The organism is Neisseria sp. HMSC31F04, assembly GCF_001807735.1.
Lineage (GTDB): Bacteria > Pseudomonadota > Gammaproteobacteria > Burkholderiales > Neisseriaceae > Neisseria > Neisseria elongata.
In genome coordinates this window covers 22,095-46,661 of the sequence record NZ_KV790806.1, presented here as the reverse complement: position 1 = coordinate 46,661, position 24,567 = coordinate 22,095, and the positions used below count along the sequence as shown (strand labels likewise).

The 24,567-nt window shown below is 58.6% G+C and carries 29 protein-coding genes; 12 read left to right on the top strand and 17 right to left on the bottom strand.

The annotated features are described in order from the left end of the window. Positions 1-136 precede the first annotated feature (136 nt). From HMPREF3107_RS06565 to HMPREF3107_RS06555, 3 genes are all read left to right on the top strand, one after another. Entirely contained in the window at positions 137-475 is a 339-nt protein-coding gene (locus tag HMPREF3107_RS06565; protein ID WP_003771425.1) for a P-II family nitrogen regulator, read from the top strand. Positions 476-588: 113 nt separating this feature from the next. Continuing rightward, positions 589-1,452 (top strand): CAF17-like 4Fe-4S cluster assembly/insertion protein YgfZ, encoded by an 864-nt coding sequence (locus HMPREF3107_RS06560; protein ID WP_070454405.1) that lies wholly within the window; start codon positions 589-591, stop codon positions 1,450-1,452. Positions 1,453-1,642: 190 nt separating this feature from the next. Beyond that, complete coding sequence (locus HMPREF3107_RS06555) at positions 1,643-2,254, top strand: riboflavin synthase (protein WP_070454403.1); 612 nt, start codon at positions 1,643-1,645, stop codon at positions 2,252-2,254. 314 nt (positions 2,255-2,568) lie between these two features. Here the strand turns inward: HMPREF3107_RS06555 and HMPREF3107_RS06550 are convergent, their stop codons facing one another. Further along, complete coding sequence (locus HMPREF3107_RS06550) at positions 2,569-3,321, bottom strand: SDR family oxidoreductase (RefSeq protein ID WP_070454400.1); 753 nt, start codon at positions 3,319-3,321, stop codon at positions 2,569-2,571. A 91-nt stretch (positions 3,322-3,412) separates the two neighbouring features. On the opposite strand from HMPREF3107_RS06550, the gene HMPREF3107_RS06545 reads away from it, so the two are divergent. Next, positions 3,413-3,871 (top strand): c-type cytochrome, encoded by a 459-nt coding sequence (locus tag HMPREF3107_RS06545; RefSeq protein ID WP_070454510.1) that lies wholly within the window; start codon positions 3,413-3,415, stop codon positions 3,869-3,871. A gap of 124 nt (positions 3,872-3,995) precedes the next feature. On the opposite strand, the gene HMPREF3107_RS06540 is transcribed toward HMPREF3107_RS06545, so the two are convergent. From HMPREF3107_RS06540 to HMPREF3107_RS06480, 13 genes are all read right to left on the bottom strand, one after another. Next, complete coding sequence (locus HMPREF3107_RS06540; protein WP_070454398.1) at positions 3,996-5,162, bottom strand: sugar transporter; 1,167 nt, start codon at positions 5,160-5,162, stop codon at positions 3,996-3,998. A 126-nt stretch (positions 5,163-5,288) separates the two neighbouring features. After that, on the bottom strand, positions 5,289-6,512 hold the full coding sequence (gene glcF / locus HMPREF3107_RS06535; RefSeq protein WP_070454396.1) for a glycolate oxidase subunit GlcF: 1,224 nt from the start codon (positions 6,510-6,512) through the stop codon (positions 5,289-5,291). Positions 6,513-6,609: 97 nt separating this feature from the next. Continuing rightward, positions 6,610-7,338 (bottom strand): pyridoxine 5'-phosphate synthase, encoded by a 729-nt coding sequence (pdxJ, locus tag HMPREF3107_RS06530; protein WP_070454395.1) that lies wholly within the window; start codon positions 7,336-7,338, stop codon positions 6,610-6,612. Positions 7,339-7,407: 69 nt separating this feature from the next. After that, complete coding sequence (locus tag HMPREF3107_RS06525; protein ID WP_070454393.1) at positions 7,408-8,643, bottom strand: DUF711 family protein; 1,236 nt, start codon at positions 8,641-8,643, stop codon at positions 7,408-7,410. Between the two features lie 115 nt (positions 8,644-8,758). Further along, on the bottom strand, positions 8,759-9,691 hold the full coding sequence (gene ylqF, locus HMPREF3107_RS06520; RefSeq protein WP_070454391.1) for a ribosome biogenesis GTPase YlqF: 933 nt from the start codon (positions 9,689-9,691) through the stop codon (positions 8,759-8,761). A 100-nt stretch (positions 9,692-9,791) separates the two neighbouring features. After that, positions 9,792-10,640 (bottom strand): RNase adapter RapZ, encoded by an 849-nt coding sequence (gene rapZ, locus HMPREF3107_RS06515; protein ID WP_070454389.1) that lies wholly within the window; start codon positions 10,638-10,640, stop codon positions 9,792-9,794. Next, a complete protein-coding gene (gene hprK / locus HMPREF3107_RS06510) occupies positions 10,621-11,583 on the bottom strand; it encodes an HPr(Ser) kinase/phosphatase (protein WP_003771398.1) in 963 nt (320 codons plus the stop codon). The genes rapZ and hprK overlap by 20 nt, the downstream gene beginning before the upstream one ends. After that, the gene (ptsN, locus tag HMPREF3107_RS06505) at positions 11,583-12,032 is read right to left on the bottom strand and encodes a PTS IIA-like nitrogen regulatory protein PtsN (RefSeq protein WP_070454387.1); all 450 of its coding nucleotides are present in this window, start codon (positions 12,030-12,032) and stop codon (positions 11,583-11,585) included. The genes hprK and ptsN overlap by 1 nt, the downstream gene beginning before the upstream one ends. A 144-nt stretch (positions 12,033-12,176) precedes the next feature. Beyond that, complete coding sequence (locus HMPREF3107_RS06500; RefSeq protein ID WP_049254222.1) at positions 12,177-12,581, bottom strand: hypothetical protein; 405 nt, start codon at positions 12,579-12,581, stop codon at positions 12,177-12,179. Positions 12,582-12,709: 128 nt separating this feature from the next. Then, on the bottom strand, positions 12,710-13,657 hold the full coding sequence (gene rfaE1 / locus HMPREF3107_RS06495; protein WP_070454385.1) for a D-glycero-beta-D-manno-heptose-7-phosphate kinase: 948 nt from the start codon (positions 13,655-13,657) through the stop codon (positions 12,710-12,712). A gap of 151 nt (positions 13,658-13,808) precedes the next feature. Further along, positions 13,809-14,546 carry an orotidine-5'-phosphate decarboxylase gene (gene pyrF, locus HMPREF3107_RS06490; protein ID WP_070454383.1) on the bottom strand — a complete coding sequence of 246 codons (738 nt, stop codon included), beginning with the start codon at positions 14,544-14,546 and terminating at the stop codon, positions 13,809-13,811. Between the two features lie 34 nt (positions 14,547-14,580). Continuing rightward, positions 14,581-15,393, bottom strand: a complete 813-nt coding sequence (locus HMPREF3107_RS06485) for a DUF1963 domain-containing protein (RefSeq protein WP_070454381.1) — start codon at positions 15,391-15,393, stop codon at positions 14,581-14,583. Positions 15,394-15,428: 35 nt separating this feature from the next. Continuing rightward, on the bottom strand, positions 15,429-16,400 hold the full coding sequence (locus tag HMPREF3107_RS06480) for a bile acid:sodium symporter family protein (RefSeq protein WP_070454379.1): 972 nt from the start codon (positions 16,398-16,400) through the stop codon (positions 15,429-15,431). A 137-nt stretch (positions 16,401-16,537) separates the two neighbouring features. On the opposite strand from HMPREF3107_RS06480, the gene HMPREF3107_RS06475 reads away from it, so the two are divergent. Continuing rightward, positions 16,538-16,825 (top strand): hypothetical protein, encoded by a 288-nt coding sequence (locus HMPREF3107_RS06475; RefSeq protein WP_049250158.1) that lies wholly within the window; start codon positions 16,538-16,540, stop codon positions 16,823-16,825. Between the two features lie 61 nt (positions 16,826-16,886). Here the strand turns inward: HMPREF3107_RS06475 and HMPREF3107_RS06470 are convergent, their stop codons facing one another. Continuing rightward, entirely contained in the window at positions 16,887-17,894 is a 1,008-nt protein-coding gene (locus tag HMPREF3107_RS06470) for an asparaginase (RefSeq protein ID WP_070454508.1), read from the bottom strand. A 91-nt stretch (positions 17,895-17,985) separates the two neighbouring features. On the opposite strand from HMPREF3107_RS06470, the gene HMPREF3107_RS06465 reads away from it, so the two are divergent. The 3 genes from HMPREF3107_RS06465 (at position 17,986) to HMPREF3107_RS06455 (ending at position 20,003) form a co-directional block, all read left to right on the top strand. Further along, positions 17,986-18,906, top strand: a complete 921-nt coding sequence (locus HMPREF3107_RS06465; RefSeq protein ID WP_070454377.1) for a pseudouridine synthase — start codon at positions 17,986-17,988, stop codon at positions 18,904-18,906. A gap of 120 nt (positions 18,907-19,026) precedes the next feature. After that, a complete protein-coding gene (locus HMPREF3107_RS06460) occupies positions 19,027-19,767 on the top strand; it encodes a tRNA-specific adenosine deaminase (RefSeq protein ID WP_070454375.1) in 741 nt (246 codons plus the stop codon). Continuing rightward, the gene (locus HMPREF3107_RS06455; RefSeq protein WP_070454373.1) at positions 19,764-20,003 is read left to right on the top strand and encodes a putative hemolysin; all 240 of its coding nucleotides are present in this window, start codon (positions 19,764-19,766) and stop codon (positions 20,001-20,003) included. Before HMPREF3107_RS06460 ends, HMPREF3107_RS06455 begins: the two co-directional genes overlap by 4 nt. Before the next feature lie 68 nt (positions 20,004-20,071). Here the strand turns inward: HMPREF3107_RS06455 and HMPREF3107_RS06450 are convergent, their stop codons facing one another. Together HMPREF3107_RS06450 and HMPREF3107_RS06445 are read right to left on the bottom strand one after the other, a co-directional pair. Then, positions 20,072-20,509 (bottom strand): META domain-containing protein, encoded by a 438-nt coding sequence (locus HMPREF3107_RS06450; protein ID WP_070454370.1) that lies wholly within the window; start codon positions 20,507-20,509, stop codon positions 20,072-20,074. Positions 20,510-20,591: 82 nt separating this feature from the next. After that, positions 20,592-20,930, bottom strand: coding sequence for a DUF4298 domain-containing protein (locus HMPREF3107_RS06445; protein ID WP_082155977.1), 339 nt, complete (start codon positions 20,928-20,930; stop codon positions 20,592-20,594). Positions 20,931-21,100: 170 nt separating this feature from the next. Between HMPREF3107_RS06445 and ruvB the strand changes: the two genes are divergently transcribed. The 4 genes from ruvB (at position 21,101) to HMPREF3107_RS06425 (ending at position 24,496) form a co-directional block, all read left to right on the top strand. After that, positions 21,101-22,132, top strand: a complete 1,032-nt coding sequence (gene ruvB / locus HMPREF3107_RS06440) for a Holliday junction branch migration DNA helicase RuvB (protein WP_070454368.1) — start codon at positions 21,101-21,103, stop codon at positions 22,130-22,132. 26 nt (positions 22,133-22,158) lie between these two features. Continuing rightward, positions 22,159-22,821: a hypothetical protein gene (locus HMPREF3107_RS06435; RefSeq protein ID WP_070454366.1), complete on the top strand. Its 663-nt coding sequence runs from the start codon at positions 22,159-22,161 to the stop codon at positions 22,819-22,821. A gap of 93 nt (positions 22,822-22,914) precedes the next feature. Then, positions 22,915-23,991 carry a peptide chain release factor 1 gene (gene prfA / locus HMPREF3107_RS06430; protein ID WP_049250170.1) on the top strand — a complete coding sequence of 359 codons (1,077 nt, stop codon included), beginning with the start codon at positions 22,915-22,917 and terminating at the stop codon, positions 23,989-23,991. Between the two features lie 106 nt (positions 23,992-24,097). Continuing rightward, positions 24,098-24,496 (top strand): hypothetical protein, encoded by a 399-nt coding sequence (locus HMPREF3107_RS06425; protein ID WP_070454365.1) that lies wholly within the window; start codon positions 24,098-24,100, stop codon positions 24,494-24,496. The last annotated feature ends 71 nt before the right edge of the window (positions 24,497-24,567 follow it).

The following is a 24,567-nucleotide window of genomic DNA, read 5'->3' as shown; positions in this document are numbered from 1 at the left end:
AAAGAGGGCGGATTATACGCCGAAGAAGCGCATCCGTCCGCCTTTTTCAGACGGCCGCCCGCCCTGCCCGATTGAGTGTTGCGGCGGATTGTGATAATTTCCCGCCCTGCCAAATCAAGCACACAGGAGCCAAGCCGTGAAAAAAATCGAAGCCATCATCAAACCCTTCAAACTCGACGACGTGCGCGAGGCACTCACCGACATCGGCATCACCGGCATGACGGTTACCGAAGTCAAAGGTTTCGGCCGACAGAAAGGCCACACCGAAGTCTATCGCGGTGCGGAATACGCCGTCGATTTCCTGCCGAAAATCAAAATGGAGCTGGTTTTGCGCGACGACCAAGTCGATCAGGCGGTGGACGTCATCATCGAAACCGCCCGTTCCGGCAAAATCGGCGACGGCAAAATCTTTATCTTCCCGGTGGAAGAAGCCATCCGCATCCGCACCGGCGAGCGTTCCGATTCCGCCGTTTAAGCCCGATGGAACACAGGCCGTCTGAAACGCGGAATACCCCTTTTCAGACGGCCTTCCGCACCACCCAAGCCGCTCCGTTTCCCACCCCATACCCAAAACAGCCGAGGATTCCCATGCACACTTCCGCCCTACCCTTTTTCGGCCTGATCCGCATCAGCGGCGAAGACCGCGCCTCCTTCCTGCACGGCCAACTGTCCAACCACATCGAAGGACTGGCCAAAGGAGAAGCCTGCTATGCCACCTACAACACGCCCAAAGGCCGCGTCATCGCCAACATGCTGGTGTTCAACCGCGGCGAAGACCTGCTGCTGCTGACGGCGGCAGACCTCGTCGAAGCCCTGTGCAAACGCCTGCGAATGTTCGTCCTGCGCGCCAAAGCCGTCTTCGAACCCCTGCCCGGCTACGGCGCGGCAGGCCGTCTGAACGAAGGCGCAACCGCCCTGCCCGCCACCGAACCGCACCTTTCCTTCCCGTTTGCCGTTTCAGACGGCCTCATCGAATGCACCCTGCCCCACGGCGGCATCCTGCTGGCCGGCGAAAAAGACAAACTGCCCTCCTACGATGCCGAAGCGGAAAACGCCTGGCAGCTGCACGAAATCCGCAGCGGCTACCCGTGGATTTCAGAGGCGACCAAAGAAAGCTGCGTCGCCCAAATGCTCAACCAGCACACCATAGGCGGCGTGCACTTCAAAAAAGGCTGCTACCCCGGCCAGGAAATCATCGCCCGCGCCCAGTATCGCGGACAAGTCAAACGCGGCTTGGCCGTATTGTCGGGCAGCAGCCTGGAAGCCGCAGGCATCGCCGTCCTGCAAAACGGCGCGGAAGCGGGCATCATCATCAACACCGCCTGCACCGCCGAAGGCAGCCTGAGCCTGGCCGTCATCAAACACAGCGCGGCCGCCGCCCCGCTTACCGATGCCGACGGCAACCCGCTGCGACAACAGCAACTCTTCTTCGATACGGCGGAAGCGGAATAAGGCACGCCGCCGCAGATGAGGCCGTCTGAAAATACCGCACCGCTTTTTCAGACGGCCGCCGATTTATATAGTGTAGTGGATTAACAAAAATCGGGACAAGGCGACGAAGCCGCAGACAGTACGGCAAGGCAACGCCGTACCGGTTTAAATTTAATCCACCATACAACCCACCGAGAAAAGAAAACACCTTATGTTTACAGGCATAGTACAAGGCATGGGGCGCGTCGTTTCCGTCGAACAGCCCGCCGCCGATTTCCGCACCCACACGGTCGAACTGCCCGAGGACATGGCCGGCGGCCTGCAAACCGGCGCGTCCGTCGCCCACAACGGCTGCTGCCTCACCGTAACGGAAGCAAACGGCCGCACCGCCCGTTTCGACCTGATGGCCGAAACGCTGGACAAGACCAACTTAGGCCGTCTGAAAGCGGGCGACTTGGTCAATCTCGAACGCGCCGCCCGCTTCGGCGACGAAATCGGCGGCCACCTGATGAGCGGCCACATCACCGCCACCACCGAAATCCTCCGCATCGAACGCACCGAACACAACACCACGATGCACTTCGCCCTGCCCGCCGCACTCAAACCCTACATCCTGCCCAAAGGCTTCGTCGGCCTCGACGGATGCAGCCTGACTATCGGCAGCGTCGGCGAAGACTCGTTCTGCGTCCACCTGATTCCCGAAACCCTGCGCCGCACCCTGTTCGGCACACGGCAGGCGGGCGACACGGTCAATCTGGAAATCGACCCGCAAACGCAGGCCGTCGTCGAGACCGTCGGTCGGATATTGGCTGCCAAAGGCTGATGTTTTTCAGCCGGAGCAAGTCTGAACAAAGCCTGCGCGGCGGACAAAACCAGCCTATCCATTCCTTTGCGGATGCGGAACAGCTTTGCCCGCCGTCCATTCGGAAAAACAAACAGGCCGTCTGAAAAACAAACTTTCAGACGGCCTTCATCATCCATTCGCAAACGGTTTGGCAGATTCAACGTTTCGTACAAGCCGCCCGGTTCCGCCCGTGCCGTGCAGACAAAAAGGCGGTTCGGGCAAGCCGTCCGCCGTCAGGCCGTCTGAAAACACCTGCTTTCAGACGGCCCGCACGATAACGAAACCGCTGCGGGCTATTCCGCTTCCCGCCACACCGGCAGCGCGCCGAAAGCCTGCGCCGTCGGCATGATTTCAATCGCGTTCACATTGACATGCTTCGGCCTCTGATACAGCCACAGCACCGTATCCGCAATATCCTGCGGCGTAACCGGCTGCACATTTTCATACACCTTCGCCGCCCTGCCGTCGTCGCCCTTGAAGCGCACGTTGGAAAACTCAGTTCCGCCGCACAAGCCCGGCTCCACATTGCTCACCCGTACCCCCGTGCCCTGCAAATCCGCCCGCAGATTGAGCGAAAACTGGCGGACGAACGCCTTGGTCGCGCCGTAAACATTGCCGCCCGGATAAGGATAAGTGCCCGCGATCGAACCGATATTGATGATGTAGCCGTCGCGCCGCGCCGTCATCTGCGGCAGCACCAGACGGGTCAGGTACGCCAATCCGAGCACATTGGTTTCAATCATCGTTTCCCAATCGGCAAAATCGGCGCGGTCGGCCGCATCCAGCCCCAAAGCCAGGCCGCCGTTGTTAATCAGGCAGTCGATTTCGCCAAACGGAGGCGTCAGACTTGCCAACGCCGCCGCAACCGACGGCCTGTCGGTCAAATCCAATTCGAGCGGATAAAACGACCCGCCCAGTTCGTCGCGCAGGCCCTGCAATTTATCCATACGCCGTGCCGCGCCGACCACGCGGAAGCCGGCCCGTACAAAAGTCCTGCACATCGCTTCGCCGAAGCCCGCCGATGCGCCGGTAATCAAAACCGTCATTTTTTTCTCCTTAGCAATGGACGGCAAACCTTTTGCCGCCCTGTTTTCAGGTATGATGCGCGCTTCAAAAACCATACCGAAAGAGGAACACATGAATCTCCGTACCGTTTTTGCCGCAGCGGCCGCCACTGTAACACTGGCGGCCTGCGGCGGACAAGGCGGCCCTGCCGCAGACAAAGGCCCGATTTCCGCCGAACGCACCGCCGCCTTCAAGCGTATGATGCCCGAATTCGCCGTTATGGGGAAAATGGTCAAAGGCGACGAAGCATTCAGCCAAGGCAAATTCAAAGAACTGACGGCCGTTTTCACCCAAAATACGAAAAAACCGTTCGACCACTTCCAAAACGACCCGCAGGGCAACGGCGACGCGCTGCCCGCCGTATGGGCACAACCGGATGATTTCAAACGCAGGGAAAGCGAATTTTTCGCGGCGGTGGACGAGCTGAACACCCAATCGCAAAACGGCCGGCTCGAAGGCATCACCGCCGCCTACAACAACGTCAGCGCAAGCTGCAAATCCTGCCACGACGTATACCGCAGGCCGAAATAAAGGCCGTCTGAAAGCCGCAAAACCTCAAAACGCAAAAAAGGCCGTCTGAAAACGAAGTTTTCGAAGGAAGCCGAGTTTCTGCGGAGCTAAAACAAAGTTTCAGACGGCCTCAAACATCGGCACGTCAAGTATCGGCAAAATCCGCCCGGCGGACGAGCAAAAAGCACAACGGCAGCGCGGCCGCCGCCAAAGCCGCGCCGGCAAAGCCGACGTGTTCCAAACCGAACTGCTGCACAGCATAGCGTCCGAACAACGCGCCGCCGCCTATGCCCACGTTGTACAGCGAAGAATAAATCGACGTCGCCACATCCGTCGCATCGTCGGCAAACCGCAGCACGCGCGACACCATCGCCAAACTGAGCGCAGTAATGCCCACACCCCAAAAGAAGCACAACACCGTCAAAACCCAAGGGGACGCGGCCGACGGCAGCAGCAAAACCATCACTGCCGTCATCAGCAGCGCATAAGCGGCAAAAGACAAACGGCTTTTGCGGGCAAACCAACGTCCGAACAAGTACGACCCGGCAAAACCGGACGCGCCGTACACCAGCAGCAGCATCGTCGCCCGCTGCGGCGAAAAAGCAGCCGTCTGAAGCGCGAACGGCTCGATATAACTGTAAGCCGTGAAATGGGCGGTTATCATCAGCACGGTAAAGGCAAACAACTGAAGCAGACTCTTGCGCCGCAACAAAAGCGGCAGGCTGGCAAGCGAACCGCTGTTGATACTCGGCAGCTTGGGCAGGGTTTTAACCAACACCGCCGCCGTCAGAGCCGCCGCAACCCCGATCAGCAGGAAACTCAGCCGCCAGCCGTACGCCTGACCCGCCATCCGCCCCAACGGAATGCCCAACACCATTGCCAGCACCGTTCCCATACTCAGCAGGCTCAAAGCCTGATTCCCCTTGCCCTTGGGCGCAATCCGCACCGCCAAAGCCGCCGTAATCGACCAAAACAGCGCGTGCGTCAGCGCGACCACAGTACGGCTGACCAGCAAAACAGTGAAATTGCCGGCGAAAAACGACAACGCATGGCCGGCTGCAAACACCGCCAGCAAAACCAACAGCAACACCTTGCGCTCCGTCGCCCGCGTCATCAGCATCAGCGGCAGCGACATCAAGGCCACCACCCACGCATACACCGTAATCATCACACCGGCCTCGGCGGGCAGCATGCCGAAACTGCGCCCGATATCGCTCAACAGCGCAATCGGGATAAATTCGGTGGTATTGAAGATAAAGGCCGCGCAGGCAAGCGCGAACACACTCAGCCAGCGAGAAGATTCTGTCGCCATAGATTCATCGTCCGTTCACAAAAAGGCCGTCTGAAAATTCAGACGGCCCGCGATTGTACTCCATTTGCCGAGCAAATACCGCCCGACGGCTTTCAGACGGCCTTTCTTTTCATTCCCGCGGTTTAATCAAGCCAGCAGTTCGTCCAGATATTCTATCCAGTGCCGCACGGGGATTTTGCCGCCGCCGAGGTGGGCGATGCAGCCGATGTTGGCCGAAAGGATGATGTCGGGTTGCAATTCGTTTAGGGCGGTAAGTTTTTCGGTTTTCAGACGGCCTGCGGTTTGAGGCTGGAGCAGTGCATAAGTGCCCGCCGCGCCGCAGCATTGGCCGGAATTTGCGGGCAGGTAGAGCGGGATATCTAGTTGGGCAAACAGGTTTTCCACGCTGCCCGACAGTTTTTGGCCGTATTGCTGGGTGCAGGGCGGGTGGTAGGCGATTTTTTCAGACGGCCGTTTGTGCATCATGGCATTCAGGCGGTGGCTTTCGTTGCTCAGGATTTCGACGATGTCTTTGGATAATGCGCTGATGCGGGCGGCCCTTTCGGCGTATTCGGGGTCGTTTCGCAGGTGGTAGGCGTAGTCTTTGACGGTTACGCCGCAGCCGGAGGCGGTGGTTACGACGGCTTCTATGCCGTCGGGCAGCCAGGGTATCCAGGCTTCGATGTTGCGGCGCATGTCGTCCAGGCCGTCTGCTTTTGCGCCGTTGTGCAGATTGACGGCACCGCAGCAGCCGGCAAAATGGGAATAGTGGGTTTGGATGCCGAGCCTGTCCAATATGCGGGCGGCGGCGCGGTTGATGTTGGGCGAGAGGGCGGGTTGGACGCAGCCTTCGAGCATGAGGATTTGGCGCGGATGTTCGTTGTCGGGCATGAAGCCTGCTTCCCGCAAGGGCAGGATTTTGTTTTTGAGTGCGTCGGGCAGCAGGGGGCGGCTGTATTGTCCGATGCGGTAAAGGGGAGTAAAGAGTTGCGGGGCGGTAATCAGCTGCCGCAGTATGCCGCGTTGCAGTTTCTGCCACAGCGGCCTTTTGATGCGGCGTTCGGCTTCGTCGCGGCCGATTTCGGCCAGTTTGCCGTATTCGACTTTGGCGGGGCAGACGCTTTCGCAGGCGCGGCAGGTGAGGCAGTGGTCGAGGTAGCGGTGCAGGTTGCCGGCGGCGGGTGCTTCGTTTTCCAGGAGTTGTTTGATTTGGTAGATGCGGCCGCGGGGGCCGTCGGCTTCGTTGCCGCTGAGGCGGTAGGTGGGGCAGACGGCGTTGCAGATGCCGCAGTGGACGCAGCGGCGGATGATTTCGTCGGCCGTTTGGCCTTCGGGCGTGTGGCGGATGGAGTCGGCAAGGTTGGTTTGCATGGCCTGCTGAGTGGGAATCGCGTTTTGTGCGGCGGTGTGGAGGCCGTCTGAAAGGATGTGGTCGGCAAGGGTGTTTTCAGACGGCCTGTTTCGGTGTTCAGATGCTTAGTCGGGCGCGGAACATGGCTTCTTTCATTTGGACGATGGCGGCGGGCAGGCCGAGGAAGAGTGCCTGGGCGATGAGGGCGTGTCCGATATTGAGTTCGGCTATCGGCAGGATTTTGGCTATCGGGGCGACGTTGTGGATGTTGAGGCCGTGCCCAGCATTGACGATGAGGCCGCGTTCGGAGGCGAAATACGCACCTTCTTCGATTTGTGCGAGGCGTTGGCGGCGTTCGGCGGCATCGGCGGCATCGGCATAGGCACCGGTATGCAGTTCGATGGCGGGTGCGCCGATGTCTGCGGCGGCTTGGATTTGCGCTTCGTCGGCGTCGATGAAGAGGGAGACGCGGATGCCGGCCTCGCTGAGGATACGGGTGAAATCGGCTGTTTTTTGCTGTTGCCCCAGTACGTCCAAGCCGCCTTCGGTGGTGATTTCCTGCCGTTTTTCGGGCACGATGCAGACTTCTTTCGGCCGCACGCGCAGGGCGTGTTCGAGCATTTCTTCGGTCAGTGCCATTTCGAGGTTGATGTGGGTGCAGACGGCGCGGGCGATTTGTGCGACGTCGTCGTCTTTGATGTGGCGGCGGTCTTCGCGCAGGTGCAGGGTGATGTAGTCCGCGCCGTGGGTTTCGGCCAGCAGGGCGGCTTCGAGCGGGGACGGGTAGCTTGTGCCGCGCGCGTTGCGCAGGGTGGCGACGTGGTCGATATTGACTCCTAAGAGCATGGTTGTTTCCTTTCTCGGTTTTCAGACGGCCTTCTTAATAGTTGAAGGCCGTCTGAAAGGTTGGACGATTCAGCGTACGGGCAGGACGGCGCAGTTGCACAAATCCGCACTTTCGAACGTGGTCCGCTCTCCGGCCTGCAAGCCCGGAACGGGGAATACGCGCACGGTAAGCGGTTTGTTCAAACGAAAAGCCATTGTACCCGTGTCGCGCATGATGGCGGCGATTTTCGCTGCAGGTGTGTCTCCGGGAATGGGGACGGTATCCAGGCCGATGCCGCATACGCTGCTGTAGGTCAGCAAGTCGTGTAATCCGAAGCGGGCATGATGGGTTGCTTCGGCCAAACCTTGGTCTTCGGTTACTGCCAGCATGAGGCCTGAAAAACCGACTGCACGGACATTGTGCAGTGATTTGAACACTCGGGTCAGCAAAGCCGACGCTTCCACCGTACCTGCAGCGCCGAAATGCGGCACGCGCAACAGGCGGTAGAGTTCGACCATCGAAGTACAGTTTTTCGACGGGGCGGCGGAGGTATCCATGCCTGCATATTGCCAGCCTGCCGAGAGCGGGGTTTCGGTAATGCATTGCTGCACCGCATCGACATGATGTTGCAGTGCTTCGCGCATGGCATTGAAGGCCGTCTGAAAATAAGCGGTGTGTTCTTCGGGAAGGTTGTTTAGGCGGCGCAAGGCGGCAGCCAGCAGGTCGGGGGTTTCCAAGCCGACCACCAGGCAGTTTCCCTGTTCCCCCCTATGATAGCCTGCGGGAAAATAAGGTATCAGCGGGGAGCAGTTGAAATTGACGGTAAAGTTGAAATTGCCTTCGCCGCGCGGTGTAATGCGGCCTATTGTTCCGACGGCCTCCACGCAGCGGAGGATGGTTTCGTTGTCGGGCAGGCAGTTTGCATCGGCATGAACATTGACACAGGCGTTGCAGAGGTCGCCGTAGTCTTTAATCAGTTCGGGCAAAAGGGCGATTTCGGCCGCCGTGCATGCTTCGCCGATTGCAAACCGTATGCGCAAACTGCTGTTTTGATTGATGTGCGTCAGAATATTACGAATCCGTTCCAAACCGGCTTTTGAGGCCGCTATGTCCGATGTGTCGAGGTATTCGCCGAACGGATTGGACACTATGCGGATGGATTGCACCTGATAGCCGCCTCGGGCCAATGACGCGGCCAAACGGTCGCATTGGCTTTTGGCTTCGGAAAGGATGCTCTCCCAGCTTGCGGCATCAGCCGGCAATACTGTAAAGGCCGTAATGGCGCGGACGCGGCACAATTCGGGAGATTGAAGTTCGGCGTGCATATGATTCCTTTTGTTTCTGGTTATTCCGGATAGAACAAACGGTATGTTTTCGGATTAAGTTGGAGGCCGTCTGAAAAATATGGTGCGATTAAAGAAAATCGGCCTCCCCCTGCTTTCAGACGGCCTTCCCTTTGCGTTCGGCCTTGCGGCGTTCGCGCTCGGCTTTTTGTTCGGCTTCGCGCCGTTGGGCGGCTTTGAGCCATTGTTCCCATTGGTTCGGGGTTTCCAAGGTGATGCGGCCGATGTGGCCGTCGCGGAAGTCGGTCAGGGTGTTTTCGGCCGCTTTTTGGTAATTGATGCGTCCGCCGCCCAGCAGTGCGCCGCGCCTGCGCCCTATCCATTCCAACCATTGTTCGTCACGCCAATGGCTGCTTTCGTTTTTGTCGGCCTGATAGCGTTCCTGCAACTGCGGCAGGTAGTGGCGGCGCAGGTAATCGATGAGTTCGAGGGCGACGGTTTCTTCATCGAGTGCGTTGCGGCCGACCGCGCCGCCGGCGGCCAGGTTGTAACCGCCCTCTTCCACGATGATTTTCGGCCACAGCATGCCGGGGGTGTCGTAGAGCCAGAAATCGTCGGCAAGGAACAGGCGTTGTTCGGCTTTGGTAATACCGGGTTCGTTGCCGGTTTTGGCCGATTTTTTGCCCAGCATACCGTTAATCAGGGTAGATTTTCCTACGTTGGGAATGCCGCAAATCATGACGCGCAGGGGTTTGTCCACGCCTTTGCGGTTCGGCACGAGGGCGCGGCAGGCGGCAATCAGCTTTTGTGCCGCCTGCCGGTCGGAAGCGTCCAACGCGATGGCGTTGGTGTTCGGACGGGACTGGAATTCGGCCAGCCACAGGGCGGTGCGCTCGGGGTCGGCCAAATCCTGTTTGTTGAGGATTTTCAGTTTGGGTTTGTCCGACGAGAGTTTGCCTAGCAAGGGATTTTCGCTGGATGCGGGCATGCGCGCGTCTAGCACTTCTATCACCATATCGACGCTTTTAAGCCGTTCAATAATCGCTTTTTTGGCCTTGTGCATGTGGCCGGGATACCATTGGATTGCCATGTTTTTCGGTTCTCTGTTCTGAATATGGGAAAGGCCGTCTGAAAATGCCGGACGGCCTGTTTCAGACGGCCTCTGCGGTCTGATTATCCAATTGCGCCGGTTACGCGCCTAGGTTGAGCTGGCGATGCCGTACCAGCACCTGATAATCCGGCCTGAAATGTTCCGCCAGCCGTTCGCAAACGTAAACGGAGCGGTGCTGGCCGCCGGTGCAGCCGATGCCGACGGTAACGTAGCTGCGGCTTTCTTCCTGCATCCGCGGCAGCCAGCGGCCGATAAAGCGTTTGATGTCGCCCACCATTTCCTGCACCAGAGGCTGACTGTCGAGATATTGCCGGATAGGCTCTTCCGTACCGTTGAACGGCCGCAGGGCGGTGTCGTAATAAGGATTGGGCAGGCTGCGCATATCAAACAGGAAATCGATGTCGGTCGGCACGCCGTATTTAAAGCCGAAAGACTCAAACACCAGCAACAGGCCTTCGCGCTCTACCTTCAGCCATTGCTGCACAGCATAACGAAGCTGCTGGGAATTCATCGACGAACTGTCGATGCAGTATGCCTTTTCGCGCAGCGGTGCCAACATCTCCCGCTCCTGCCGCAGGCTCTCCTGCAAGGATTGCGTCAGTCCGGCCAGCGGATGGCTGCGGCGGGTTTCGGAAAACCGGCGCATCAATACGGCTTCGTCCGACTCCAAAAACAGCAATTCCACACTGTGCCCCTGCCGGCGCAGATAAGCAAGCTGCTTGTCGATTTCACTGATGCTCGGGCGGGAACGGATGTCCACGCTGACGGCCAAGTGCTCGACGTCTGCCCGCAAAATGTGATGCCGCACCAAATCGGGCATCATTTCCATAGGCATATTGTCGATGCAGTAGTAGCCGACATCTTCCAACAGGCGCAGTGCCACCGACTTGCCCGAACCGGACAGGCCGCTAATCAGGATGATTTTCATGCCCGACCTCTTGCTCTTTCATAATACTTTGATGCCGTTCTAAAAATTCCTTCATGCTGTCTTTTCCGCGCAGCTGGAGGATATAGTTCCGTACCGCCACTTCCACCAGCACCGCCAAGTTGCGGCCTGCAGCCACGGGGAGGGTAACGGAGCGGACATTGACGTTTAGGATGGATTCGGTTTCGCTGCGGATGCTCAAACGGTCGATTTGTTTCATGTAATCGTCGTCGGCCGCAACCAGATTGATGATGAGGTTGAGGGACTTTTTTGGACGGATAGATGTTTCACCGAAAATATGGCGGATATTGAGGATGCCCAAGCCGCGCACTTCGAGAAAGTCGCGTAGCATCGGCGGACAACGGCCTTCCAAAAGTTCCGGCGCGGTGCGGTGCAGTTCCACCGCATCATCGGCCACCAGGCTGTGCCCGCGCGAAATCAGCTCCAAAGCCAATTCGCTTTTACCCAAGCCCGACTGCCCGGTCAAAAGGACGCCGATTTCGAATACATCGAGGAATACACCGTGCTTAACCGTAGAAACCGCCAAGGTGCGTTGCAGATAAATCCGCAGCACATCCATCAAATAAGGGCTTTCCAGCTTGGAAGTCAGCAGCGGGACGCTGTGGGTATGGCAATAGTCGCGCAAACTCTTCGGCACGGGCAAGTCGTTTGCCACGATGGCCAGCGACATCGGCAACTCAAAAAGCTGGTCGAAACTGTAGGCCAAATCGCCGCTTTCCATACGGCTGAGATAATCGACTTCGGCCACACCCAAAACCTGAACCTGATTGGGGTGGATAAAATTCAAATGGCCGACCAAAGCCAAAACCGGCTTGTCGGCCTCTACTCCAATACGGTTGTCGGCACCCGCCGCACCTGCCGCCCAAGCCAATTGGAGTTTGTGCTGATTGTCCTGATAGAGGCTGCGTACGGAGATGCTCGGCATTATTCCTCCGTCAGAATCCGTAGGATTCCGGCGGCATCGGCAGCCTGCATCAGCTGTTCGCGCATGCCTTTGTCTGAAAATTTTCCTGCGAGTTTGGATAAGACTTCCAAATGCGTGCCTGCGGCATTTTCGGGAACCAGTAACACCATAACCAGTGAAACGGGTTTGCCGTCGGGCGCATCAAAAGGAATCGGCTCTTTGCTGCGGATAAAGACACCGACCGCCTTTTTCAATGAAGCCAATCGGCCGTGCGGTACGGCCACGCCGTGCCCCAAGCCGGTGGAACCGAGTTTTTCGCGGGCAAACAGGCAGTCGAAGACTTCGGAACGGGCAACACCCGCTTCGTTTTCCAACAACAGTCCGGCTTGCTCGAACAGGCGTTTTTTACTGCTGACTTCCAAATCCAGCAGGATGTGTGAAGACGGTAAAATTTCACCAATCAGACTCATAATATTTCTTTACAAAAATAAAACGCCGCCGATTGTACCGCCTGACGGCGGCAATCTCAATCGGAGGCGGGTGTTGTACACAGCAGGCGGCAAAGCGATGCCCGGGCCGTCTGAAACATTTCCGAAACGCGCCTTAGTAAGGCACTATTTCCCCAGCCATCGGCTAAACCAGCTTTTGCCTTTATTGCTTATATTTTCCGACACTTTATGCTCGAACGGCCCGGCGGCAAACACGGTTACGCCGTTGTAGTATTCGCGCAGCCACATATTGCTGAAATCTTCGCCGATGCCGCGCACATAAAAGCGTATAAACGGAAATTGCCGCGCGATTTCGTCAAACAACCCGATAACCGTTGCCGCATCCAAGCCGTTGAAAGCGAAAGAGAAAGGCTCATCCACTACAGTTTCGAGGTCCATCACGGCGTGACGGCTGGCATTTTTGTCCGCCAACCATACGGCGGCCACAGCCTGCACGGCAGTCATGTCGAGTTTTTTACGGCTTTGACTGTCGTCCCAATTGAATTCCAAGCGGGTCATGCTTACTGGCATTTGACTGTATTCCCTTAAAATATTTGTTAATGTGTCCGCAACTGCGGCATCTTTTTTTGCCGCCGGCCGATACTTCGGCCAGGCAGCAGCAATGATGCAACAAAAAAATACTTGATTATTACGTTACTTTACAATGATTGTGCCAATTCGTCAAACGAACACACGGCCGTACCGAGTTTGCCCACCACCACGCCGGCGGCGGCGTTTGCCAACTGCATGGCTTCGAGAAAATCCAATCCTGCCGCCATTGCCAACCCCATGCCGGCAATCACGGTATCGCCCGCGCCAGAAACATCGAACACTTCCCGAGCCTGTGTCGGCTGGTGGTGCGGTTCGCCGTCGCGGAACAGGGTCATGCCTTCCTCGCTGCGCGTCAGGAGCAGTGCCTGCAAATCCAAATTGCGCCGCAACGCGCGGGCTTTTTCCTGCAAATCGGCTTCGTTTTTCCAGCTGCCGGTAACTTGGCGCAGTTCGGCGCGGTTGGGGGTAAGCAGGGTTGCGCCGGTATATTTGGCGTAGTCGTCCCCTTTCGGGTCGATTAAGACCGGTTTTCCCGCCTGCCGCGCCCATTCGATAAAGGAAACCACATGGGTCAGCCCGCCTTTGCCGTAATCCGACAGGATGACGACGTCGCATTCGGCCAACAGCTCGCGGAAGCGGTTTTTTACGCCGTCCAACACTTCGTGTGTCGGCGCGTCTTCAAAATCCAGCCTGATCAGCTGCTGGTTGCGCGCCACGACGCGCAGTTTGACGGTGGTAGCGATGTTTTGGTCGCGTATCAACACTGTTTCAACCCCATGCTCCGCCATCAGTGCATTCAGGCAGTCGCCCGCTTCGTCGTCGCCGATGACGGACAGCAATACGGCCTGCCCGCCCAGTGCGGCCACGTTGCGCGCCACATTGGCCGCCCCGCCCGCGCGGTGTTCGGTTTTTTCGATTTTGGCCACGGGGACGGGGGCTTCGGGCGAAATACGGGACACGTCGCCGAACCAATAGCGGTCGAGCATCACGTCGCCCACCACCAATACACGCGCCTGTTGCAGGCGGGGTTTTAAGGTTTCGCTGTAAAAGGTCATTGCGCCCTCCTTGTTTTTTCAGACGGCCTGACAATCGGGAGAGGCCGTCTGAAAAGCTGATTCGTGAAAACTATACCGTGAAATAAACAATAAACCGACACAAGGCGGCAAACCGGCGGCACAAGCGGCAGAAAAAGCCGTTTCAGCCCATTCAGACGGCCTGTGCGGCAATTCGGTTCACTTCGCGCAATACGGCTAGCGGATCGGCGGCTTGGGTTACAGGGCGGCCCATCACCAGATAGGTCGAACCTGCCGCCAAGGCTTCGGCGGGCGTCATGATGCGGCGTTGGTCGTCGCTGTTACCTGCAGTGTCCAAGCGGATGCCGGGCGTTACCAAGACAAAATCGGAGCCGAGCGCGCCGCGCAAGGGGGCGGCTTCGTGCGCGGAGCAGACCACGCCGTCCAAGCCCGAATCCTGCGCCAGCCGCGCCAACCTCAACACCTGTTCCTCAATCGGCACATCCACGCCCGTTGCGGCCAAGTCGGCCTGTTCCATGCTGGTCAGCACGGTGACGCCGATTAAAAGCGGCTTGTCCGGACAGTTTGCCACCGCTTCCGCGGCAGCCTCCATCATGCGGCGGCCGCCCGACGCATGCATATCCACCATCCAAACGCCCATTTCCGCAGCGGCTTTGCAGGCTTTGGCCACAGTATTGGGGATGTCGTGGTATTTCAGGTCGAGGAAGAGTTGGTAGCCCTGATGGATTAAATTTTCCGCCAGCCTGCGGCCTGTGGCGGTAAACAGCTCTTTGCCGATTTTCAGACGGCACAGGGAGGGGTCAAGGCGGCGGACGAATTGAATGGTCGATGCCTCATCGGCAAAATCCAGCGCGACAATCACCGGCTTGCGGCTGTCGGATAAGGCGGAATCGGTAATCAGCGGGTTCATGGGGTTTCCTTTGTCTGGCGTCTTTCAGACGGCCTCAATAAAAATCGTAATACAGCGACCATTCGCCGTTTTCCGGATTGCGGGAAAACATTAGGCTGCCGTTGTCGATAACGTTGAAACAAGCCTTGCTGTCGCTGGAAATCTGAAACATAAATTCAAAATGATCATGCATCAGCAGGCGGCCGTCGGCATTTTCGCAAATGCCCGACTGGCAGAAAGACGGATAACCGCCGAACTTATGGCGGTAGTCGTGTTCGGTGCCGATGTCGTCGTAATAGCTCAAGCAGTTTGCTTCGTCGTCATCGTCTTCAAAGTAGCAGATTTCATCTTCCAAATGTCCATCCAAGCCTCCGCCGTCCCAGATGGGAAAATCCCGTTCGAGGAAGACAGGTTTGAGCGGAAAGGGCTTTGGCGAACCGTTCGGATCGGCGGGATATTCATAACGGACGAGCTCGTCATCGGCGGTGTATTCCCGAATCAGCCAGCCCTTGCCGTGCCGTCCGATATATTCTAAGAACGTCATGTCCCCGCGTTTTAATTCGAATTCTTCCAATTTGGGGATTTCTTCGCCGACAAACACGGTCAGCCAAGTAATATGGCTCAGTTGTTCGGGCACATAGGGCAAATCCGGCAGGTAAAACTGCGCCAGCGGATAAAGCGGCCTGCCCTCACTATCAACAACCGGCCGCGCTTCTTCCGGTTTGCACAAAAACACACGGCCTATCCAGTTTTCTCGCTCATCTCCCGCCGGTCGGAAACCGCCTGTTTCAAACGCCGTGCAGGGGCAGGCGATTTTCTGCCGCAGCTCACTGATTTTCTCGGAAATAAAAGGGCTTTTTCCGCTCATTGTCCTATACTCCCTGTCGGTATGGAAATACTTTTTCAGACGGCCTGTTTATCCTGCCCCTCCTGCCCGCGCCGTTCCTCCTTGGCGGCCTTTGCCGCCCAATAGGAAGCCAGCAGCGAACCGGAAATATTGTGCCACACGCTGAATATCGCGCCCGGTACGGCGGCAATCGGATCGAAATATTTCATCGCCAAACCGGCGGCCAGGCCGGAATTCTGCATCCCGACTTCGATGGCCAGCGTTTTTTGCGCGTCGTAAGGCAGTTTGATGAACTTGGCGGCGAAAAAGCCCAGCAGGTAGCCTATGCAGTTGTGCAGCATCACCACGCCGAAAATCAGCCCGCCCGCCTCGGCGATTTTGGTACGGTTCAAAGCCACCACCGCACCGATAATCAGGGCAATCGACACGACGGACACCAGCGGCAATACGCCTTCTACCGCCTTGGTCTGCCGATGCAGGAAAAGGTTGCACAGCACGCCCAGCACAATCGGCAGCATGACGATTTTCAAAATATCCATCAGCATGGCGGAAGCGGAAATGTCCAGCCACTGATGCGCCAGCAGGTAGAAAATGGCGGGGGTCAGTACCGGCGCGAGCAGTGTGGAAACCGACGTTACCGCCACCGACAATGCGACGTTGCCCCGCGCGAGGAAGGTCATCACGTTCGAAGCCGTCCCGCCCGGACATGCGCCGACCAAAATCACGCCGGCCGCAATCGCGGGCGGCAGTTGCAGCGTAACGGCCAAAACGTAAGCCGTCAGCGGCATGATGACGAACTGCGCCACCACGCCCGCCAGTACGGATTTCGGATGTTGCCCCAAAATTTTGAAATCCGACGGACTAAGCGTCAGCCCCATGCCGAACATAATCACGCCCAGAAGCCAGGTGATATAAGGCTTGAGCCAAACAAAGGCTTCGGGCAGGGAATAGGCCGCCACAGCGGTCAGTGCCGCCCACAGGGCGAAGGTTTTACCGAAAAAATCGCTGATGGTTTTAAGTGTGTTCATATTTGTTGAGGAAGTGTCTGTGTGCGAAAGCACGCAAGGATACGTTAATTCATGTGTAAAGAAAAGGCCGTCTGAAAGTTGGCGGCGGGTACTTTCGGCTATAATCGCGCTTTTATTTTTTCAGACGGCCTATCCAGATGAATAAGGAACTGCTCGGACTGTTTTTCCTGCCTGCGGGCGTTTTTTCAATGTGCGGCGCGGCTTTGTGGCAGATGTATGTGGTGATGAACGAAAGCTATACCCTCAACCGCTTCAAAGACCGGCAATTGGTGTGGGCGGTTGCGGCCATGTTCTTCAGTTTCAGCCTCGCCGTTTACTGGCTGTGCCCGAACGCGCGCAAAAAAGGGATTGTGTTTGCCGTTTTGGGTTTCGGCGGACTGTTGATGTATGTACTGGCCAAGATGTGGCTGCCTTGGAAACATTAAAATCCCGATATTTTTTCTTTCAGACGGCCTTCAAATCATGAAAAGGCCGTCTGAAAACGTTTCAGGCATCCGTCAAGCCCAGCGCGGCCAGTTCGGCGCGCAGCCGGTCTGCCGTCCAGGCGTTGCCTGCCGCCAGCGTCAGCAGCACGCTTGCCGTTTCGAGGTTGCATTTGCCGCCGCCGACCACGCCCGCCTGCCGCAGCGCGTCGCCTTGGGCGTAAACCGCCGCCGCGCATCCCTGCGGCACCTGACTGATGTTGAGCAGCAGGCCGCCGCGCGAGGTGAAGCTGCGGACGGCGTCGATAAAACCGTCATCCGAAGGGGCGTTGCCGTGGCCGTAGCTTTGCAGTATCGCGGCATCCGCCCCGCCCTGGCGCAAGGCGGCGGCGATATGGCGGGCGGAACCGCCGGGAATCAGGGTGTGGCAGGACACGGACACGGCGGGGTTTATCCGCTCCGCGCGCAATCCGCCCGACGGCTTTTCAGACGGCCTCAAACCGTCCCGCAGGCTTATCCGCCCTTCCGTTTCCGACCATTGCGCCAACGCGCCGAAATGCAGGTTGGCAAAACCGTCGGCCGTTTCGGTGCTGACCTTGCTGCTGCCGACGGCGGGGAACAGTTTGCCGTCAAAGGCGATGACGCACTGCGGCAGGCCGAGGCGGAGGGCGGCGGCGGCCGTCGCCAGATTGCGCGGCGCGTCGCTGCCCGGTGCGCCGAACGGCCATTGCGAGCCGGTCAGCACCAGCGGTTTGTCCAAACCGTGCAGCGCGAGGGCGAACAGATTGGCCGTGTAGGCCAGCGTATCCGTGCCGTGCAGCACCAGCACGCCGTCGTATTGCGGGATTTTTTCCGCCAGCAGGGCCAGCCAGTCGCGCCAGTTTTCCAGCGTTACGGCGGACGAATCAATCAGCGGCGCACAAATGTGCCAATCGAAAGAGAGGCCGTCTGAAAACGGTAGCAAGGCCTTTTCCGCCAAGGCCGCATCCGGCCGCAAGCCCCGGCCGCTTTGAACCATGCCGATGGTGCCTCCCGTGTAGAGGACGAAAATCCGCCGTTTTTCCTGACTCATCCCTGCCGCTCCTGTGCCGAAACCGTTATCAAAAACGGCGCGGATTGTAGCAGCAAAACAGGCCGTCTGAAATTCGGTTACAATGGCGGCCATGAAAAAAACCGCCCCGCTGCCGCTGATCGACGGCATCAAACCGAGCTACCTCCACCTGCCGTGCGACAAAAAACTGCACGGCACTTTGCTGCTCGACTTCCTCTGCCGCCGCTTCCCCTACATCGGCCGCGAAATCTGGGCGGGCAGGCTTTCAGACGGCCACATCTTCGACGAAGCCGGCACGCCGCTGGCCGCCGATGCCGCATTCCGCCCCGGCGGCACGGTTTACTACTACCGCGAAGCCATCGCCGCCGAAGAAGAACCCGTGCCGTTTCAAGAGCACATCCTGCACATCGACGAACACCTGATTGTGGCCGACAAACCGCACTTCCTGCCCGTCATCCCCGGCGGCCGCTTCCTGCGCGAAACCCTGCTCACCCGCCTGAGGCTGCGCCCCGAACTGCAGCACCTGAATCCCGAAAACTTCACCCCGCTGCACAGGCTGGACAAAGACACGGCGGGCGTCATCCTGTTTGCCCACCGCCCCGAAAGCCGCCGCGCCTACCAAACCCTATTCCAAAGCCGCGCGGTGGAAAAAACCTACGAAGCCCTCGCCCCCACCCGCACCGACCTTGCCTACCCGCTGCACGTCCGTTCGCGGCTCGAACGCGGCGAACCGTTCTACCTCACGCGGCAGGCCGAAGGCGAAGCCAACAGCCATACCATCATCGAACTGGCGGAAAACAGGGGCGGCCACAGCCTCTACCGCCTCCGGCCGGTCAGCGGCAAAAAACACCAGCTCCGCGTCCACATGGCCGCGCTCGACATGCCGCTGCTGAACGACCCGCTCTACCCCGACCCGCAGCCCGCAGACTGCACCGACTACGCCCGCCCGCTGAAACTCCTCGCCCGCGCGATAGAGTTTACCGACCCCTTCAGCGGCCTCAAAAGGCGGTTTGAAAGCACAAGGGCGTTATGAGGCCGTCTGAAACCGCCGTTTTCCCTGCTCCCCTTTATTACTGCAAACCCTTTTTCAGACGGCCCGGACATCCATCCGAACCTCCGCCCGAGGCCGTCTGAAAACACACACCGACACATCATGCTCACCACTCCGCCCTTCGCCCCGTCCACCCTCCAAGCCCTGCACCGCCTCGGCATCCGCAGTCAGGAAGAACTGCGGCGGACGGGCGCGGTCAAAACCTTCCTGCTGTTGAAAGCATCGGGCCGCACGCCGACCTGCAGCGTCCTGTGGCAGCTTGCCGCCGCCAGCCTCGGCTGCGACGTCATGCAACTGTCCGACACAGACAAAACCGCGCTGCTCGCCGCCGTCAAAAACCACCCGCCCGTCGCCCTACCGCCGCCTGCCGAAGAGGCCGCACGCTTTATGCGGCTTGCCCTGCATCAGGCCGAAGCGGCGGCAGCGGCCGACGAAGTGCCCGTCGGCGCGGTGGTGGTGCGCAACGGCGAAGTGTTATCGACGGCGCACAACCGCTGCGTCGCCGACTGCGACATCGGCGGCCATGCCGAACTGCGCGCCTTGGCCGAAGCGGGCCGGAAGACAGGCAGCTACCGCCTCGACGGCTGCGACGTTTACATCACCCTCGAACCCTGCGCCATGTGCGCCTCCGCCCTGATACAGGCGCGGGTGGCACGCGTGGTGTACGGTGCGGCCGAACCGAAAAGCGGTGCGGCAGGCAGCATCGTCGATCTGTTTTCAGACGGCCGTCTGAACAAACACACCGCCGTGTTCGGCGGCATTCTGACCGAAGACTGCCAAGCGGTTTTACAGCATTTTTTCCGGCAACGCCGGAGCAGCAAACCCGAAAAGGAAAATCCATGAAACATCTCGCCCTTTTACTTTCAACCGCCGCCCTCGCCGCCTGTTCCGCCGACAAGGTCGGACAAGAAAGCCCGGCCGTCGGCACGACCAACCCCGCTTCCGAATTCTGCGTCAAACAAGGCGGGAAACTGGAAATGAAAAAAGACAAAGACGGCGGCGAATACGCCCTCTGCCGCCTGCCCGACGGCAGCACGGTGGAAGAGTGGGAATACTTCCGCAGCCATAACGGGCAGTAAAAACAAAAAAGCCGCCAAACCAATCCGTTTGGCGGCTTTTTCAGACGGCCTTTAAGCCGTCTGAAGCCTTATTCGGCGGTTTCGGCGGCAGGCGGCGCGTCCTTCGCCTCTTTCACCGCCAGAATTCGCACCTTGCCGTATTTGTCGGCCAACACCAGCTCCGCCCCGGCAGGCGTTTCGCGCAACCGATAACGGCGGACGGCGGACAGCGCGCCCGACAGTTTTTCTTCCGCCGTCATCACTTCCGGCTCGCAGGCTTTCAAAGTGGTAACGGCTTGGGAAACATTCAGACGGCCTTTCCTGATGCGGTATCCGGCCGACAACATATTGCATCCCGCATCGGCATGCAGGCGCGATGACGCGCGGTCGAAAACCAATGTGCCCGATGCGGATTTGCCGTCAACCCCCGTGATCCGCCAGCGGCCTTCCGGCACGCCGGACGGCGCGGCAAAAGACGGTGCGGACACGGCCAGCAAGGCGGCGGCCAATATTGCGCTATGCTTCATTTCAGAAACTCCTTTCACTCATTCAACAGAAAAATTACGAAACGGCGGCCTGAACCGTCAGCCGCTTTCAGACGGCCTGTATTCAGAAACAGCGGTTTGCGGGATCGAGGCTTTGCATGGCCAGCCTCATCCATTGCCAGGCCAATTCGTATTGTTCGCCGAAAGCGTTGTACAGCGCGTCTTCGCTCAAAACGCGGTATTCCCCCTCCGTGCGCTCGTCGAGTTCGAGGCCGTTTTCTACGGCCTGATTGAATGCCATGTATTCTTTGGCGTAAAAAGCATCCAGTTCAGCCATCAGCCCCGCCGCCTGCCGCCATTCCTCCTGCGCCGCTTCCAGCTTGGGCTGCAGCTCCAGCCAACGCCGGTAGCAGCTTTGGATATGGTCGAGGCGGCTTTGCATTTGTTCTGCGGACAATTCCATCACAATCTCCCGAAATCAAAAAGAAGGATTTTACGCGCTTTTCACTTATTAGGCCGTCTGAAAGGCATTTCCCCCACAGCGACTTCGTTTTGGTCCCGCAGAAACTCCGCCTCCTATCGTCGGCTTCGTTTTCAGGTATCATACGCCCTTTGCCCGACCGAACCTTTTCCATGCTGCACACCGACAACCTCACTGCCGCCAAACCGGAACGCATTATCAGCGCGCAATCCCTGTCATCCCAAGAAGAACAGCTCGAACGCGCGCTGCGCCCGAAGCTGCTTGCCGACTACATCGGCCAGCACAAGGCCAAAGAACAACTTGAAATCTTTATCCAGGCAGCCAAAAAACGCGGCGAGGCACTCGACCACACTCTGCTTTTCGGCCCGCCGGGCTTGGGCAAAACCACGTTGGCCAACATCATCGCCAAAGAATTGGGCGTGAACCTGCGCCAAACCAGCGGTCCGGTGCTGGAACGCGCGGGCGATTTGGCCGCGCTCCTGACCAACCTCGAACCGCACGACGTATTGTTTATCGACGAAATCCACCGCCTCAGCCCCGTGGTGGAGGAAATCCTGTATCCCGCTTTGGAAGACTACCAGCTCGACATCATGATAGGCGAAGGCCCGGCCGCCCGCTCGGTGAAAATCGACCTGCCGCCGTTCACGCTGGTCGGCGCGACCACCCGCGCGGGCATGCTGACCAATCCGCTGCGCGACCGTTTCGGCATCGTCGCCCGTTTGGAGTTTTACAACCACAGCGATTTGGCCACCATCGTCCGCCGTTCGGCGCATCTTTTACAGCTGGACATGGACGAATCGGGCGCGGTGGAAGTGGCCAAACGCAGCAGGGGTACGCCGCGTATCGCCAACCGCCTGCTGCGCCGCGTGCGAGATTACGCCGAAGTGAAGGGCGACGGCAGCATCAGCGCGAAAACCGCCGATGCCGCGCTGTCTATGCTGGATGTGGACGCGGTCGGCTTGGACGTTATGGACAGGAAGTTCCTCGAAGCGGTGCTGCACAAGTTCGGCGGCGGGCCGGTCGGCTTGGAAAACATTGCCGCCGCCATCGGCGAATCCACCGACACCATCGAAGACGTTATCGAACCCTACCTGATCCAGCAGGGTTTCCTGCAACGCACGCCGCGCGGCCGCATGGCTACCGAAATCAGCTACCTGCATTTCGGCCTGCCGGTAGAGAAGTAACCGCACGACCACGATAAGGAAATATCATGAAATACCTATATTCCCTGATGGCCTGCGCCATACTGGCCGCCTGTTCTTTCGAAGCCGATGAAACCGCCCGCGCCGACAACAGTGCGGCCGTCAAAGCCGCCGCCGACGCGCAGGCGAAACAGGCTGTCCATCCCGACAATCCGTCGCCCTACGGCCTGACCATGGGCAAAGCCACGGTGGCCGACGCGCTGAAAAAGCATCCGCAGCTTGCCAAGGCGGGCTCCAGCACCATAGGCTACGGCAACGGCACGCCCGTGCCGATGAACAATGCCTACTCGATGCCCGACGCGGACGGTTCGATTATCGTTTTTCAATTCGACGATACGCACGACACGCTGCAAAACATCATGCTGATACCGTCTAAAAAAACGTTCCCCCAAGCGAAAAAGGAATTCGACGCGCTCTACCCGCCCTACCCGCGCCTGAGCCGCGAAGAATTCGAAGCCCTCGCCCCGCAGGGCGCGGATTTCGAGCATCAGGAAAACTGGTTCGCGCAACACAAATCCGACATCGCCTTCTACAAACAGGGCGACACGCTGATTTTGGCCGCCGTCAGCGCGGCATCGCCGAAGGAAAGCGTCGTAATGTACCGCAACAGCAGCTACATCCCCGTATTGAAGGAAAAAGCGGCAGAAATCACCACCCGCAAACAGCCCTAATCGGCAACACGGAAAAACAATCGGTTATAATCCGCGCCAATCCGTAACAGGCCGTCTGAAAACCTTTCAGACGGCCTTCAAAGAAAGACCTACATGAAACCCACCATCATCGAAAAATTACAACAACTGTCCGACCGTTTGGAAGAAGTAACCGCCCTGCTCGGCTCGCCCGAAGCGACTTCCGACATGGACAACTACCGCAAGCTCACGCGCGAACACGCCGAAATCACCCCCGTCGTCGAAACCTTCCACCAATACATGCAGGCGCAAAACGACATGGCCGAAGCGCAGGAAATGCTGTCCGACCCCGAAATGAAAGACTTTGCCGCCGAAGAAATCGAAGCGGCAAAAGCCAAAATCGACACGCTCGATACCGAACTGCAAAAACTGCTGCTGCCCAAAGATGCCGACGACGACAAAAACATCTTCATCGAAGTGCGCGCCGGAACGGGCGGCGACGAAGCCGCGCTGTTTGCAGGCGATTTGCTGCGCATGTACAGCCGCTACGCCGAGCGCAACCGCTGGCAGGTTGAAATCGTTTCAGCCAATGAAAGCGAGTTGGGCGGCTATAAAGAAGTCATCGCCCGCATTGTCGGTTTGGGCGCGTACAGCCGTCTGAAATTCGAATCGGGCGGTCACCGCGTGCAGCGCGTCCCCGCCACCGAAAGCCAAGGCCGTATCCATACTTCCGCCTGCACCGTCGCCGTCATGCCCGAAGCGGACGAACTGGAAGACATCGAGTTGAACCCCGCCGACTTGCGCATCGACACCTTCCGCGCATCCGGCGCGGGCGGTCAGCACATCAACAAAACCGACTCCGCCGTCCGCATCACCCACCTGCCCACAGGCATGGTGGTCGAATGTCAAGACGGCCGCAGCCAACACGCCAACAAAGCGCAGGCGATGAAAGTCCTCGCCGCCCGCCTGAACGACGCGCAAAAACGCGAAGCCCAAGCCAAAGAAGCCGCCGAACGCAAATCCCTGATCGGCAGCGGCGACCGCAGCGAACGCATCCGCACCTACAACTACCCGCAAGGCCGCGTGACCGACCACCGCATCAACCTCACCCTGCACAAGCTGGATTTTGTGATGGACGGCGACTTGGAAGAAATCACCAACGCCCTGATTGCCGAACATCAGGCCGAACTTCTGGCGGCAATGGGCGATTGATGCCGAACGAATCGGTTTCCTTTCAGACGGCCTTTTATGGCGGACGCCGAACGCCGAATGCCATCGTTGTGTCAGAAAGGCAGCCCAGGCCGGACGCTTTTGAAAAATGAAAAAAATCCTCCTGTTTTTCGCCCTTTTCAATGTTGCTGCGGGCTGGTATTTCCTCCAACAGCCGGCTTCACTGCCCCTGATGCGGGCAGCAGACGGCAGCCAGATATATCCGCAATCGGCGGGCAGCGGCGATTTGCACCTGCTCGCCTTTGCCTTCTTGGGGTTTTCGTTTGCCGCATTGATGCAGCTTTTCCCGCGCAATATTGCGGCGGCGGCATATGCCGTCAATCTGGCGGTATTATGGGCGGCTTGCGCCTTGGTCTCGCTGGATACCGGCCTTTGGACAGCCGCGGAATCCGGCTATCCGCAGCCCCTGTTGGCGGTCATTGCGGCAAGCCTGCCCGTGCTGTTGGCCCTGTTTGCCGTTTTGAAACGGACGCCGACCCGGCGTTGATGTCCGACACGTTCCTTCCCAATCGAAATCAGGCCGTCTGAAAGCACAGCGCATCCGTTTCGTTTTCAGAC